The sequence below is a fragment of the Haloarcula amylovorans genome (assembly GCF_004681185.1).
In the GTDB taxonomy this organism is placed as follows: domain Archaea; phylum Halobacteriota; class Halobacteria; order Halobacteriales; family Haloarculaceae; genus Haloarcula; species Haloarcula amylovorans.
Genome location: NZ_SRIF01000008.1, coordinates 17,440 through 32,077 on the forward strand (window position 1 = coordinate 17,440; position 14,638 = coordinate 32,077).

The following is a 14,638-nucleotide window of genomic DNA, read 5'->3' on the forward strand; positions in this document are numbered from 1 at the left end:
GCTACGATAGCAAGCGGGCATAAAACTGCCTGCTGAGGTATCAACTTTGATTACGTGGGCGGTGTCTTTATTTCCGGGCGAAGGGGAGTACGCCACAGTGATGCAGATGCTCCGCCCGCGAACGACGACCACGTCACCGGAGGCCGCGTGACGATGGCCGGTGCTGTCCCGCGCGCAGTCGTGGCCGACGACTCTCACTTCATGCGAAGCATCATCTCCGATATGCTCGAAGAAGGGGGAATCGACGTCGTCGCCGAGGCTCGCAATGGACGCGAAGCCGTAGCGGCCGTCCGCGAACACGAACCGGACGTCGTGACGATGGACGTCGAGATGCCCGAAATGGACGGAATCGAGGCCACCGAACGGATCATGGCCGAACGGCCGACGCCGGTGTTGATGCTGTCGGCCCACACCGACGAGAACGCCGACGTGACCTTCGAGGCACTCGATAAGGGGGCCGTGGACTTCTTCACGAAACCCGGCGGCGAGGTGTCGATGGAGATGTCTCGGCTGAAAGACCAACTCGTCGACATCGTGTCCTCCGTCGCCGAGGCCGGTGTTCGTGGGACAGGCACCTCCGATGCGAACGCGGGCGCACAGAGTCGCTCCGCTGGACGGACCAGCGGCCGTTCGACCGACGAGCCACGAACGTACGTCGCGGACCCGACGGTCGTCATCGGCTCGTCGACCGGCGGGCCGAAGATGGTCGAGCAAGTGCTGTCGGAGCTGCCCGTCGCAGCTGATCTCCGGGTTCTCATCGTCCAGCACATGCCCGAGGGATTCACCGGCCGCTTCGCCGAGCGTATCGACGCGCGTAGCGAGTACGACGTTCGGGAGGCGACCGACGGCGCGCGAATCGGTGGGGGCGAAGCGCTCGTCGCCGCCGGCGACAGCCACATGGAGATCAAGAACTACCGGAACGGCCGGCTCCGGGTGAAGCTGACGAAAGACGAACCGGTCAACAGCGTCCGACCGGCAGTCGACGTGACGATGGCGACGGCCGCGACGACCATCGACGACCCGCTCGTCGGCGTCATCCTCACCGGAATGGGCGAGGACGGCGCAGACGGTATCCGCCGGATCAAGGCCGCCGGCGGGCGGACCATCGCACAGGACGAGACCACATCTGCCGTCTATGGGATGCCCCAGCGGGCGGCCGAAACCGGCTGCGTCGATTCGGTGCTTCCCATCGACGACGTGGCCAGCGGCATTTTAGCGACGATTACGACCGAGGTGACCCCATAATGGACGACCAGTATCTAGACGCATTCATCCGTGAGAGCGAGGAGGCGATAACCGAACTGAACAACTCCCTGTTGGACTTAGAGTCCGACCCGTCCGACCAAGCGGCGATGGACTCTATCTTCCGCACTGCACACACGCTGAAGGGGAACTTCGGCGCGATGGGCTTTACCGACGCGGCAAACCTCGCGCACGCGATGGAGGACTTACTCGACGCGATGCGACAGGGCGAGATGGCGGTCTCGTCCGACGTGATGGACCTCGTCTTCGCGGGCGTCGACCAGATCGAGATCATCGTCAACGAGATCGAGGCCGAGGGCGAGTCACAGACGACCACCGACGAGACGGTTGACGAACTGCGCGCGGTGCTCGAATCGGGAGCGGCGGCCGCCAGCGCTGGTGCGACCGCAGGTGCTGCGGCCGCGGGAAGCGGGGGAGACGACGGCGAGGCGGTCAATATCGACGGCGAGACTGACCTCGACCCCGCCGACGCCGAGGGACAGGTCGTCCACACGACGGTCAGCGTCGGCGAGTCGGACATGCTCGGCGTCGACTCGATGCTGGCCCTGGAAGGCATCGAAGATGTCTTCGATATTCTGGCGTTCGTCCCCGACCGGGCGGCCATCGAGGACGGCGAGTTCGAGGAGACGTTCACGCTCTATCTCGACGCGCCGGATGCCGCGACGGTCGACGCCGAACTGGCGTCGGTCGGCAAGGTCGACTCCTTCGAGGCGACGGACGTAACCGAGATGCTTTCGGCCGACAAAGGTAGTAACGCCGAACCCCCGAGTCCCGCTTCCGGAGCGACCGAGAGTGGCGAGGAAGAGCACAGCGTCGACGAGATCAAGTCCGTTCGCGTAGACGTCGACCAACTCGACGACCTCCACGGACTGGTCGAGCAGTTGGTGACGAGTCGCATCAAGCTCCGGCGCTCGGTCGAACAGAACGACCTCGACTCGGCGGGCGAGACGCTGAACGAACTGGATAAGATAACGGCGAACCTCCAGAACACGGTGATGGACATGCGGCTCATCCCGCTGAAGAAGGTCGTCGGGAAGTTCCCGCGACTGGTCCGTGACCTCTCGCGCAACTTAGAGAAGGACGTCGACTTCGAGATCGAGGGCGAGGACATCGAACTCGACCGCACGATCCTCACCGAAATTTCGGACCCGCTGATGCACATCCTCCGGAACGCCGTCGACCACGGCATCGAAGCGCCGGCAGAACGCGAGGCAAACGGGAAGTCGCCGACGGGACAGATCACGCTGCGGGCTTCCCGCGAACGCGATCACGTCATCATCGAAGTCGAAGACGACGGTGCCGGTTTGGACGTGGAGGGGATCAGACAGAAAGCCGTCGAGAAGGGCGTTCGCTCGCCCGAGGAACTCGACGCGATGGACGACTCGGCCGTCTACGACCTCGTCTTCCACCCCGGCTTCTCGACGGCCGAGGAGGTGACGGATACGAGCGGCCGCGGGGTCGGCATGGACGTGGTCCACGATACCGTCACCCAACTGGACGGGTCGGTCAACGTCGAATCCACCGAAGGTGAGGGGACGACCGTCGCCCTCCGTCTACCCGTGACGATGGCTATCGTGAAGGTGCTGTTCGTCGAGGTGGGCGACGAGGAGTACGGTATCCCCATCAAGAACGTCGACGAGATAACGGCGACCGGCGCGGTCAAGCAGGTCAACGGGAAGGAGGTCATCAAGCACAACGACGACATCTACCCGGTCGTCCACTTAGACGACGCCTTCGAGGTCCCCGGCGAGACGGCGAACGGCGACGGGATGCTTGTCCGTATCCGGGAGTCAGAGCGCCAGATCGCGCTCCACTGTGACTCGGTGAACAGTCAGGAGGAAGTCGTCGTCAAGCCACTGGAGGGCATCCTCTCGGGGACGGCCGGCCTCTCCGGGACTGCCGTACTCGGCGACGGCAACATCGTCCACATCCTCGACGTGGTGACGCTATGAGCGGCGACACCGACGACCGGCAGTTCCAGCGGCTGCTCTCGTTTATCGGGTCGGAGATGGACTTCGAGTCGTCCTTTTACAACGACGCGTACCTCGACCGCCGCATCACCGCGCGGATGCGCCGAACCGACACTGACGGGTACGGCGCGTACAAGCGCATCCTCGAACGAGACGACGGCGAGCGCGAGAAGCTACTCGACTCCCTCTCGATCAACGTCACCGGCTTCTTCCGGAATCCCGACGCGTGGGAGCAGTTACGGTCGGTCCTGCGTGAGCTGACGGCCGAGAACGACCGAGTCAGACTGTGGTCCGCGCCGAGCGCCGACGGCCGCGAGCCGTACTCGGCGGCGATGCTGGCGCTAGATGACCCGCAGATCGACGCCGGTCGCGTCGAAATCATCGGGACGGACATCAACGCCGACATCCTCCGGGAAGCCCGGCGAGCGACGTACCAGACCTCACAGACGACGGATATCGCCGACGAACTCGCGCCGCTCAGCGACTACACCGAGTACGTCGAGGAAGACGGGAACACGTTCGAGGTCCGCGACGCCGTCACGGAGATGGTCACATTCCAGCAACACGACCTTATTCGCGGCGACCCCAAGCGGGACTTCGATCTGGTGTTCTGTCGGAACCTCCTCATATACATCGACGCCGAGTACAAGGTCCCCATCTTCGAGACGATCCGCGGGTCGCTTCGAGAAGGAGGCTACCTCATGATCGGGATGACCGAGACGCTGCCGACGGCCTGTCGGGACTCGTTCGAACCCGTCGATAAGCAACACCGCATCTACCGCCGGGTGTAGCATGAGCCTCTACGAACTCGAACGCGACGGCGAGATACAGGAACTCATCCGGGTGTTACGCGAGAGCGACAACGAACGCGTTCGAACTCGGGCGGCCGAGTTACTGGGCAACTTTGAAACCCACGACGACCGACGAGACGCGGTCAACGCCCTCGTGCAGGCCGCACAGGGCGACAGCAGCGCCGTCACCGCGGCGGCCATCGACTCGCTCGACGAGCTGGGCGAGGGGGCCATCGAACAACTTATCGGCGAGATGGCCGGCGTCGAGTTAGACGGTGACGCGGCCGACTGGGTGACCGCGAAGGCGTTCGTCCAGGCGCTCTCGGCGGATGTCCCCGAACTGCGGATGGCCGCGGCCAACGGTTTGGGTCGACTTGGACAGGCCGATACCGTCCCGCAACTGGCCGAGCGATTCGACGACGCCGATCCGCGAGTGCGGGCGCGAGCGGCCCGGTCGGCGGGGAAGATCGGCGACTCGCGAGCCACGGGGCCGCTCGAATCGCTGCTGACGGACCCGAAGGGCGCGGTGCGTCGAGAGGCGGCCGAGGCGCTGGGAAACGTCGGTAACCGACAGGCGTTGCAGGCACTGCTCCCGATGTACGAGGACGACGACGAGCGTGTCCGTCGAATCGCCGTCGGTGCGTTCGGCAACTTCGAGAACGGCCGTCCCGTCGACTATCTGGTCGAGGCGCTTTCGGACGAGTCGGCGGCCGTCCGCCGGACTGCGGTGTACTCGCTCATCGAACTGCTCTCGAACGTCCCGACCGAGCAGAGCCACGACATCCGCGACACCGTCGTCGAGAAACTCTCGAATACGGACGACCGGAGCGTCGTCGTGCCGCTGGCGGAGATTCTCGAAGAGAGCACGCAGGCCGCCCAGCGGCGCAACACCGCGTGGCTGTTGGGCCGGGTCACGAGCGATCAGGAGCGCGACCGGGTCATCGACGGGCTCGTCGAGGCACTCTCCGACGACGACCAGATGCTCCGGCAGTTCGCCGCGACGAGTCTGGCGGAGCTGGGCGGTCCCGACAACATGGTCGAGCGCCGTCTGTTGCCGGTCGTTCAAGATGCGACCATCGACCCACAGATTCGGGGCCAGGCCATCTTCACGCTCGGGAAGGTCGGCGGCGAGCGCTCGCGGAAGGCGCTGGATACGCTCATCGACGACACCGAACACGACGTCGTCCGGAAGAAAGCCTTCTCTGCCATCTCGAAACTCGGTGGGCGCGGATGAGCGACGGTGAACGGGCGCTGGCCGACTCGAAAGGGAAGTTCGTGCAGGTGGTCAAAGACGGCCGGAAGCGAAACGACATCGAGTGGCTGCCGGGTCGCGTCGTCCTCTCGAACAAACGACTGGTGCTGGCGACGAATCAGGGCAAGCGCACCCTCCCGCTCTCGAAGCTCACGAGCGTGACCGCCAGCCAGATGAACCAGTCGCTCGCACAGGTCGACAGTTACATCAAACTGCAGGCAGGCCGCGACGTGTGGCTGGTCTCGGCGGTCGCCGACGAGTTCGAGGAGGAACTCTATCGCGCGTTGCTCGACCAGATCGTCGTCCTCGTGAGACATCCCGCAGTGAAAGGCGGGGTCGTACAGGACACCGGCTGGGAGAAAGCCCGGCTGAAGCTCGACGACGAGAGCGACGAGACCATCGACCTCGCCACCGCCAGCGGCACGTTCGTCGAACTGGACATCGACGACGTGGGCACCGTCGAAGCCAAGCGAAAGGACGTCCGGGGCGAGGAACGCCCGCTTCTGGAGGTCGAACACACCATCGACGGGACGAGCGTCGAGACGTACATCTCCGGGACGCCGCGGCACGTCTCGCTCATCGAGGGGTTGGTCCGGCAGGGCGAACAGCGAAACGCCGCCGACGACGTTGACCTCTCGTCCGAGGAGACACAGGTGCTGATGGCGCTGTACTCTGGCATCTCGCCGTTCAAGATCCCCGACTTCGTCGACATGGACACAGAGGACGTCGAGGCCGTCTACGACCGCCTCATCGAGTCCGATATTTTAGAACCCGTCCGCACCCGCCGCGAGGTCCAGTTAGAGGCCCGTGGGCGCTCCATCGCGGGCGAGGCCATCGCCGACCAGTAGCTATCGAGCGGCTGTCGAGCGCTCACACCGGCGGCGAACTACCCAGCAGTCGCGCGTAGTGAACCTGTTCGCTGACGACCCGCGAGAGCGGCAACAGGAACTCGCCGGTCGTCGGGAACAGGGAGAGTCCGGCGACGAGGAGGTACACCGTCGTCGCGCCGGCCGCGAGCCCGAGGGCGACGACACCGACTCGCTCGAACCCGCCGCTGACCGTTTCGAGCAGCGCCCACGCGGCGACGACAGCTGCGAGGGGAAGGGCCACGAGCGCGTACAGTTGGACGGCCTCACCGAGTACCAGCTCCTCGGTGGTGATCACGCCGAGGTAGGCCGGCACGCCGACCCCGATGGTTCCCGCGTACGAAAGTGAGAGCGGTCGAGGGTCTCCAGCGACGGTTCGTCGGATCTCGGGCGTGCGAGCGAGCCAGTAGACGGCGATCGGGTACAGCGGGTGGAGATACCGAACCGTGAACATGTGATGGATCAGGACCTGCTGGAGGTAGAGGCCGACGAGCAAGCCGACGTAGACGAGCGAGAATGCATCGAGCGTGCGAACCGGCGACCAGTTGCGCGGGTCGATGACGAATCGGTCACCACCGGCCTGCGCCCGTCGAATCGCCAACAGGGGAACAGCTACCAGCGCGCCGAGCAGCGGCATCGACGCCAGCACGCTCAGATTAATCGCGGCGTCTTGTGCCGACCGCAGCGTCGGGACGTAGCCGGTGTGGACGAACACCCCCGACAGGTGCCCGGGGTCCAACAGGAGGGCGTAGGAGGCAACGAACTGCCCGACGATTCGGGAGACTGGTGTCGGTAGGAGCGAGTCGCCGCCCCTGCCCGTCGTTCCGCCAGCGTCGCCGCTCGCGGCACTGCCCGCGTTCCCGCCGCTCAGAACGTCACCCGTGTAGCTATCGAGCAGTCGCGGCGGCGACAGCGGATTTCCGGAAATGGTCGCGTTCGTGAGGAAGAACGGTAACAGGGAGAGCAACAGCGCCGCGCCGACCAACAGGAGGTCCCGGGGCGCGTTCGAGCGGGCCGTCGGTACGTCGACAGCGGCGACGGCGACGAGGAGAATGAACCCTTCTGGCGCGTGAACCCACGCCATCGCCCCGACCCAGACGTACGTCAGCGCGCGAAACCGGGTCGCGCGCTGGTGGGTCGGGGCCGCACGGCTCCGGTAGAGCGTGTACATCGCGCAGACGACGAGCAGCGCCGTCACGCTGTGGCGCTTCGGCAGCGTCGCCCAGAACCCGACCGGCGAGGCCAGCATCGTGGCGAGCGCCGCGGCGACGCCGAGTCGCCGACCGTGCAGCCGCGAGACGAGGCGGTAACAGACGACGGTGAGGAGGGCGGCCGCGAGCGCTGTCGTCAGTTGGAGCGCGACGAGGGGGAGCCACCACGACGACAGCGGCGTCGTCAGGGCAAGATTCACACAGAACAGCGCCAGCCCGACGGCGGTGCCGGCCACCACCGCCGTACGCTGTCGGTCCAGTCGCGTCCCGACGGCGTGGGCGACGCCGACGAGCGCCAGTGACCACGCGCCGGAGAGCACCACCCGAACGTCGGCGACCGCGGCGAGTGCTCGGAGCGCGACGTACCACACCGCCGAGACGAGAACGACGCCATAGTTGCGTCCGTACACTCGTCCATCGACGAGGTAGGTTCCCGGCGTCGCTCCCGAGGCCGGGCCATACACCGCCCGTGTGATGTCGAGGTGGCCCTCGACGACGGCTACGAGCGTATTGGCGAACGTGTACTGGTCGTTCGAGAAGAAACCGAGCCGCCACGTCAACCCCACCCAAACGAACGACGCCAGCAGTAGCGTTGCGCCGGTCCGGTCACCGAGGACCGCTCGCCACGTCGCCGTTCGGAGGTCCGCGAGTTCGACCGTCTCGCCCGCGAGCAGGCGGTCGGTGACGCTCACGATCGAACCACCACGGTGATCTGTCGCTGCAGGAGGTCGCGGTCGCGGTCTCCCTCCCGCACCCAGATAGAGAGAATCGCGTCGTAGCGTCGCTGTTCGATCCTGTCGGGGCTGACAGTAGTTGGACTGGCGACCAGTCGCTGGGTTCCCGAACGGCCGGCGAGTTCGTAGCGACTCGTGGCCGTCAGCCACAGTCTCGGTACGTCGATGGTGTAGCGGAGCCGCGGCGACCCGCGCACGTCGGCGACGGTGACGACGGCCGGCGGCGCATCGAGGTGGTAGCGCCCGCTCCCGAAGCGACCGCGTTCGAGCGTGACAGTTTCGCTGGGCGCGGACTCGACGGTGACGGCAGCGTTATCAGCGACGTCGGGGGCGCGCTGGAGTCCGTCGACGCCCAGCGGCCCGACGGCGACGGCCGCGACGACGACGAGCAGTGAGAACCCGACCGCGACGCGCCCGACCATAGTTGTCGACGATTTGCGAGCGGGCTATAAGTGTGTAGGGGGGCGGTTATCGGTCGGGATAACGGGACTCGCCCCGTGCTCGGCTCAGTCGTCGCGCTCGGTCCCGCCGTCGGTCACGGGAACGCCGCCCGTCTCGGCGAGGCTGTCGAAGTCGAACGCGCCGCTCGAAAGTCGCGCCGCGAGCAGCGCCAGTCCCGTCGAGACGAGGAAGGCTCCCGCGAAGGAGGTGAGATACAGCGGGTCTGCGACTGGCAGGAGGTCACCCACTATCGGTAGGGCCGTCGTTACGCCTCGCAGGTCTGGGAAGTACGCCAGTCCGATAGCGAGCCCGACGACGCTCGAAAACAGCGCACCGGAGCCGGTGAGCCGTCGGGAGTAAAGGCCGTAGACGAGCGGGAAGGCGACGGCGGCCCCCAGCAGGTCCGCGAAGAAGAACAGGCGCAGCACGCTCCGAGCGCGCAGGCTGACGTAGATGGCGGCGACGGCGACGACGGCGGTGAGCGCCCGCGCGCCCAGACGGAGCGTGCGGTCGTCGGGGTCTGCGAGCAGCCGCGGGAGGTCGGCAGTGACGAGACTCGCCAGCGCCGAAAACAGCGAGTCGACGGAGCTCACAACCAAGAGGAGCGCCAGCAGGACGACCCCTAGCAACAGCCACTCGCCGAAGACGCTCTCGACGAGGACGAAGAAGGCGACATCGGCGTTGTAGGCCGCGCTCGTTGTGTCCGTCACGACGTTGGCGTGACCAACAGCGACGACGCCCAGTAGCGCCGCGACGAAGACGAGCATGCTGTTGAGCAGCGTCGCGTTGCGGAAGCCGCGAGCGACGGTGTCGCTGTCGCGGCCGGCGTAGATGCGCTGCCACCACGTCTGGTTGACGAGTTCCGCGCCGAGGATGGCGAAGGCGAGGCCGAGGCCGAACTGGAGGCCCGGGAGGAACCCGGGATCGACGAGCGCCGGGTTCGTCTCGACGACGCCGGCGTACACCGCGCCGGGACCGCCCAGCGAGAACACGACACCGCCGACGACCACCGCGAGAATCGGGAGGACGAGGACCGCCTGGACGGTGTCCGTGACGATGGTCGCCCGCAGGCCGCCGTAGCTCGTATAGAGCAGTACGAAGCCGCCGACGAGCATCGCCGTCTGCCACTGCGGAACGCCCGCGACCAGCGAGAGGGCGCTGGCGATCCCCGTGAGTTCCGCCGCGACGAAGACGAACATGTAGAGCGCGCTGACGAGGACGACGAAGCCGTACATCGCCGACCCGTAGCGGGCGTGGGCGTACTCCGTGAGCGAGTGGCCCTTCGGGAGCAGTTCGCGCACGCGCGGGCCGAGTCGGGAGTAGGCCAACATCGGGACGGCCTCGCCGATAGCGTAGCCGACGACGGCGGCGATACCGAACCCAGCCCCTGCTTCCGGCGCGGAGAGGAGAATCCAGACGCCCATGACAGAGGCGACGAGCGTCGCGGTCATGCGACCCTCGCCGACGGAGTCGCGGGCGGTGAGGAAGTCGTCGGCCGAACTGTCCTGCTCGCGGGTGTACCAGACGCCTAGGGCCGCGAACGCCGCAAGCGTGACCACCGTGACGCCGAGGGCGACGGTGGTACTCACCACGAGTCCACACCTCCGGTGTTGGCCGCTGAGCCGCCGGACGTCTCGTCTGCGGCGTCGTACGCCGCGTCGAAGAAGGCGACTTCCAGTTCGACGGTGCGACAGAACAGCTCGGCAAGTTCGTCCTGCCGACGCTCGCTCGCAGCCGCGCCCTCGCGGTCGAGTTCCGCCCGGAGCCAGCCGACGAACTCCGCGAAGGCAGGGACGGCGTGGAGGTCCACCCACTCGGCGAGATAGAACCGTTCGGGTCGGTCATCGTCGCTATCCTCGGCTGTTGCCCACGTGAGATACACCCACTCGGCGGGGACGAGGACGGCCAACGTCTCGGTGTAGCCGCCCTGTCCGGTCGCCCGCAGAAGGAGGTCCCGGAACGCCGCCGTGGTCGGCGTCAGGTCGGGGTCACGGTAGGTCGATTCGAGGACGCCGAGCGCGTCGAAGGAGCGCTCGAAGTAGTCGTTCTCGTCGTCGGTGAGCGTCCCGAGGAAGTCGGCAAGGCGAGACTTGGCGGCCATCGTCGGCGCGTCACCGACGGCGTGCCCGAACGCGCCGACGAGCGTCTCCAGAAAGGCGTAGTCCTGTACGAGATACCGCCGGAAGGCAGCGTCTGCGAGTTCGTCGGCGCGGAGTTCGCGGGTGAATCGGTGCTCGGTCGCGTCGGTCCACGACGGTTCCGCGCACTCTCTGAGCCAGTCGGTGAAGCGGGGGTTCTCGACGGCTTCCGCGTAGTCTGTGTAGGTGGCCGGCACCGTTGGCGGCTTCTCGTCCGTCCCCGTCACACCGACCACTCCTCCTCGCGCCACGCAGCATCCCAGAAACGGTACTCGTAGCGGGCCGATGTCTCGAAGATATCGCGGTAGCGCTCGCGCTCGGACTCGGTCGATTCGGCGGCCACGTCGTTCATCAGGTCTTTACACCACTCGGTGAGGTCGGTAAACTCCTCGCCCGCGTACATCGCTATCCACGCGGCGTACTGCTTGTGGTCCGGACGACCCTGTTCGTCCAGTCGGAGTGCCGTCTCGTTGAATCCCCACATGCAGGGCAGGAGCGCCGCCACGAGGTCGCCGAATGTTCCGGTCGCGGCGGTACGGACGAGGAAGTCCGTGTACGCCCGCGTCGTCGGCGAGGGCTCGGTGGCTTCGAGGGCCGCTTCAGAGATTCCGAACTCGGCGGCGTACTCCCGGTGGAGATCCATCTCCGTGTTGATCGTCGAATCGAGCAGTTCCGCGAAGGTGCCCATCCGCCGCAGGTCCGGGGCGTTGGCCGCACCCAGCGCGAACACGCGCGCGTACTCGACGAGATAGACGTAGTCCTGCCGGACCCAGTAGCGAAACGGGGCTTCGTCTAACGTTCCCTCACCCAACCGTTCGATCATCGGGTGGGCGACGATGGCGTCCCAGACGGGATCGCCGACGCCAGCCAGTTCGTCGGTGAAGCTCATACCGACCGCTCGGCCTCCCGGCGTGATATAACTTAGTATTACAATTAGATTATAGCAGCGGCCACGGGAGGCGATGTCGAACGCTTAAGCGACGGGTTGCCCAACGAGAGGGTATGTCCCTCCGGTTGCCGAGCGAGATCGTCGTGCAGGACGTGTTGCCGACGCTGCGGGTCCTGCTGGCGCGGGAACTCTCGGCGCACGGCCTCACCCAACAAGCGGTCGCGGCGCACCTCGGCGTGACGCAGGCGGCCGTCTCGACGTACGTCAACGACGATCCCGACCTCGAATCCCGTATCGCGGACCACCCTCGAACTGGGGAGACGGTCGAACGGATCGCCGCGGGACTCGCCGACGGCGAGATGGACGGCTACGACGCACTGGCGGCCGTGTTGGAACTCGTCCACGCCTTCGAGGACCGCGGTCCCGTCTGCGAATTGCATGAGGAGGCGATGCCGGAGTTGCAGGGACTGGGCTGTGATCTCTGTGTCCGCGGCGCGAACCCCGAACTCCGCAGAGAGCGCGAGGTTCTCGACAGCGTCCGCGAAGCCAGTCGTGTCCTCGCCACGACCCCCGGCATCGTCGGCTACGTCCCCAACGTCGGGACGAACGTCGGTACCGCCCTCCCCGAGGCCGACGCCGTCTCGGACGTGGCCGCCGTCCCCGGCCGCATCTACGTGATGGACGGCAGCGTCGAGGTGCCTGCCAACCCCGAGTTCGGCGCGTCGAAACATGTCGCCACGACGGTTCTGGCCGCCATGGCTGTCGATCCCGACCGCCGCGGCGCGCTTAACCTCGCCACTGACGACGCGCTCCTCGAAGCCGCGCGTGCACGTGACCTCGACCTACTGGAGTTCGAGGCGGACTACGACGATCGCGGCGACCGCCTTCGCGAGCGGTTCGACGACCGCAGTACGGTCCCCGACGTGCTCTACCACCGCGGCGCGTTCGGCATCGAACCTATCACCTACGTCCTCGCCGAAACGGGCGCTGACGCGGCGCGATTAGCCGCCGAGCTGGTCGCGGACGCAGAGGCGTAGCGGTAGCGGGCGGTGGGCCGGGAGCGCGCTCCGTCGCGCGAAAACGGGGAAGGGCAGGCTGACCTGAGAGCATCCGGCGGCGAAGCCGCCGGTTCACGCGATTCGCGCCTTTTTCGCCCACGTTTTTCGAGGCGCGGTTCGCGCGAAGCGCGAACCCAACGAAGAAAAAGGTGGTCGCTAGGCGTTAACGTCCTCAAGATGCCGGCTGGCGACGATCTTTCCCTTCGGCGTGAGCGTCGGGCCGTCCGGACCGTCCTGAACGAGGTTGTCCGCGTCGAGGTCTTGGAGGAGCATCGACACCGCAGCGGAGTCTTTCCCGAGGATGTTGGCGAGGGGCATCCCCTCCATGTCGCCGGTCGAGTACATGGCGACCAGCACCTCCTTCTTGTCCTGCGTGAGGTCGACGTTCTGAATCTCCTCCATCAGTTCGGAGTACTCCCGGCGGAGGTAGCGGCCGAGGATGGACATCTTCCGGGGGGAAGCCAGCGTCGCCATCGTCGTCACGGCGGTGCCGTCCTGCATGTGCCGAACCTCCAGTACGGGGCGTTTCGCGCCCGACACTTCTCGGGTGGTTCGGGAGAAATCAGAGACGGTCTCTAAGTCGATGGCGAAGGTGCCGTCCTGGCGGCGGAACTCGACGGTGCCGGGGGTCAAAAAGAGGCGAGCGGTCTGCTGGGCGTCGTCGGTGACGCGACCACCGACGCGGGCGCGTTCCTTGACTGTGGTTTCGGTGCCGTTGACGATTGCCTTGAACAGGAGGGTGCCGAACTTCTCGATCTTCTCGTCACCGGCCTCGATGGCGGCGACGAGGCGGCGGCCGTTCTTTTCGAAGGCGACGGTCACCGTCGAGTCGAAGAAATCCCCTAAGTCGGGTGGCACCTGCCCGATGGCGACGTCGAAGATAGACGACAGCGGAATCGTCAGTTTGTCGTCCTCGCTCGCGGCCAGTACCAGTCGCTTCTGTGAGAGGACCACGCGACCCTTGGCCGGGTCGCTACGGGTGGACAGCTCGGAGTTGAACTGGCCGACGAAGTCGGCGATGACTGATTCCGACATGCGGGGTGGTTACCCGTTGGTTATCCGCCCCGGATATTGAGCGTTTCGCGCGAATATCAGTTCGAAGAACGAGAGATTATCCGTCTAAATCCTCTGCGATGTCGGCGAGCGATGAATCGGCCCCGCCGGTCGAGGTGTAGACGACGCGCGTACCGGGCGTTCGCAAGCCGTACTCGGTGCCATCGGTGACGATGTCTAAGTGGGCCGAGCCGCCCAGCGAGACGGTCCCGTCTCTGACCCACTCGGCGAGACGGTTCTCGCCCTCGCGTTCGCGGGCGAGGCGGCGGTTGTCCGCGACGTGGGCGATACCGGTCTCGCCCTGGATATTCGTCTCGACGGTGGCGTAGTAGCCATCGCCGTCGAGGGCGAGGCTGACGACGTCGCCGTCCTGTAAGTCGACGGCATCGGGGAGAGCGACACGCGGGCGGTCGGTGCGGCCCACCGACTCGACGGTGACGCGGTGGGTCTCGATAGCCTCGTGATCGCTCGGGACGCGCTCCGTCACTCGTCGTCGCTGTCGCCGAGCAGGTCCTCGACGGAGTCGCTACCGCGGCCGACGATCTTGGCGTTGATCTGGCGCGTCTCGTCGCTGACCTCGCGGCCGCGGACGGTGATGCGCTTTCGCTCGCCTTCGGTGGTCGGCTCGAAGCCGACGCCGCCGTCGGACATGATAGACTTCGTGGCGACGCCGCGGACGTCGGGCCGCATCGGGCGGCCGGCCTTATCGGAGCCACCGGTGAGTTCGAGCGTGTAGCCGTCGAGACCGACCGCACCGCCGTCGACCTCGTCGCCGAGTTCGCGGCCCATGAAGCGGTTCGAGTCCTGTCCGTCGACGTCGATCTGGTACGTGTGACCGTCCTCCGGGTCGGAGACGGCGACAGTGAATTCAGCCATACCTGTCCTCAATCAATCGCGCGTCAAAAGCGCATCGAACCATCTTTTTCGAGGAGGGGGTTCCTCGCTCGCTCCGTTCGCTGCGGGAACCCCTCC

General features: G+C 66.3%; 14 protein-coding genes. 6 read left to right on the forward strand and 8 right to left on the reverse strand.

Translation table 11 applies throughout. The features are described from left to right. Positions 1–153 precede the first annotated feature (153 nt). The 5 genes from E4S61_RS19930 to E4S61_RS19950 are packed head-to-tail and all read left to right on the forward strand — an operon-like array spanning position 154 to position 6,124. Positions 154–1,245: a protein-glutamate methylesterase/protein-glutamine glutaminase gene (locus E4S61_RS19930; protein ID WP_135305684.1), complete on the forward strand. Its 1,092-nt coding sequence runs from the start codon at positions 154–156 to the stop codon at positions 1,243–1,245. After that, a complete protein-coding gene (cheA, locus tag E4S61_RS19935; RefSeq protein ID WP_135305685.1) occupies positions 1,245–3,215 on the forward strand; it encodes a chemotaxis protein CheA in 1,971 nt (656 codons plus the stop codon). The genes E4S61_RS19930 and cheA overlap by 1 nt, the downstream gene beginning before the upstream one ends. Further along, the gene (locus E4S61_RS19940) at positions 3,212–4,024 is read left to right on the forward strand and encodes a CheR family methyltransferase (protein WP_135305686.1); all 813 of its coding nucleotides are present in this window, start codon (positions 3,212–3,214) and stop codon (positions 4,022–4,024) included. The genes cheA and E4S61_RS19940 overlap by 4 nt, the downstream gene beginning before the upstream one ends. A 1-nt stretch (position 4,025) precedes the next feature. Then, on the forward strand, positions 4,026–5,258 hold the full coding sequence (locus E4S61_RS19945; RefSeq protein WP_135305687.1) for a HEAT repeat domain-containing protein: 1,233 nt from the start codon (positions 4,026–4,028) through the stop codon (positions 5,256–5,258). After that, complete coding sequence (locus tag E4S61_RS19950) at positions 5,255–6,124, forward strand: CheF family chemotaxis protein (RefSeq protein WP_135305688.1); 870 nt, start codon at positions 5,255–5,257, stop codon at positions 6,122–6,124. Before E4S61_RS19945 ends, E4S61_RS19950 begins: the two co-directional genes overlap by 4 nt. A gap of 22 nt (positions 6,125–6,146) precedes the next feature. Here the strand turns inward: E4S61_RS19950 and E4S61_RS19955 are convergent, their stop codons facing one another. From E4S61_RS19955 to tenA, 5 genes are all read right to left on the reverse strand, one after another. Continuing rightward, entirely contained in the window at positions 6,147–8,045 is a 1,899-nt protein-coding gene (locus E4S61_RS19955; protein ID WP_135305689.1) for a hypothetical protein, read from the reverse strand. Beyond that, a complete protein-coding gene (locus tag E4S61_RS19960; RefSeq protein WP_135305690.1) occupies positions 8,042–8,509 on the reverse strand; it encodes a hypothetical protein in 468 nt (155 codons plus the stop codon). The genes E4S61_RS19955 and E4S61_RS19960 overlap by 4 nt, the downstream gene beginning before the upstream one ends. Before the next feature lie 84 nt (positions 8,510–8,593). Beyond that, positions 8,594–10,120: a sodium:solute symporter family transporter gene (locus E4S61_RS19965; protein ID WP_135305691.1), complete on the reverse strand. Its 1,527-nt coding sequence runs from the start codon at positions 10,118–10,120 to the stop codon at positions 8,594–8,596. Then, complete coding sequence (locus tag E4S61_RS19970) at positions 10,114–10,893, reverse strand: TenA family protein (RefSeq protein ID WP_245180873.1); 780 nt, start codon at positions 10,891–10,893, stop codon at positions 10,114–10,116. Before E4S61_RS19970 ends, E4S61_RS19965 begins: the two co-directional genes overlap by 7 nt. Continuing rightward, a complete protein-coding gene (gene tenA, locus E4S61_RS19975) occupies positions 10,890–11,555 on the reverse strand; it encodes a thiaminase II (RefSeq protein WP_135305693.1) in 666 nt (221 codons plus the stop codon). The genes E4S61_RS19970 and tenA overlap by 4 nt, the downstream gene beginning before the upstream one ends. Positions 11,556–11,668: 113 nt before the next feature. On the opposite strand from tenA, the gene E4S61_RS19980 reads away from it, so the two are divergent. After that, entirely contained in the window at positions 11,669–12,592 is a 924-nt protein-coding gene (locus E4S61_RS19980; protein WP_135305694.1) for a thiamine-phosphate synthase family protein, read from the forward strand. 177 nt (positions 12,593–12,769) lie between these two features. Here E4S61_RS19980 and E4S61_RS19985 read toward each other — a convergent pair whose 3' ends face one another. From E4S61_RS19985 to E4S61_RS19995, 3 genes are all read right to left on the reverse strand, one after another. Continuing rightward, positions 12,770–13,648, reverse strand: coding sequence for a CheF family chemotaxis protein (locus E4S61_RS19985; protein ID WP_135305695.1), 879 nt, complete (start codon positions 13,646–13,648; stop codon positions 12,770–12,772). Positions 13,649–13,724: 76 nt separating this feature from the next. After that, on the reverse strand, positions 13,725–14,153 hold the full coding sequence (locus E4S61_RS19990; RefSeq protein ID WP_135305696.1) for a DUF7112 family protein: 429 nt from the start codon (positions 14,151–14,153) through the stop codon (positions 13,725–13,727). After that, on the reverse strand, positions 14,150–14,542 hold the full coding sequence (locus tag E4S61_RS19995; RefSeq protein ID WP_135305697.1) for a 30S ribosomal protein S6e: 393 nt from the start codon (positions 14,540–14,542) through the stop codon (positions 14,150–14,152). Before E4S61_RS19995 ends, E4S61_RS19990 begins: the two co-directional genes overlap by 4 nt. Positions 14,543–14,638 lie beyond the last annotated feature (96 nt).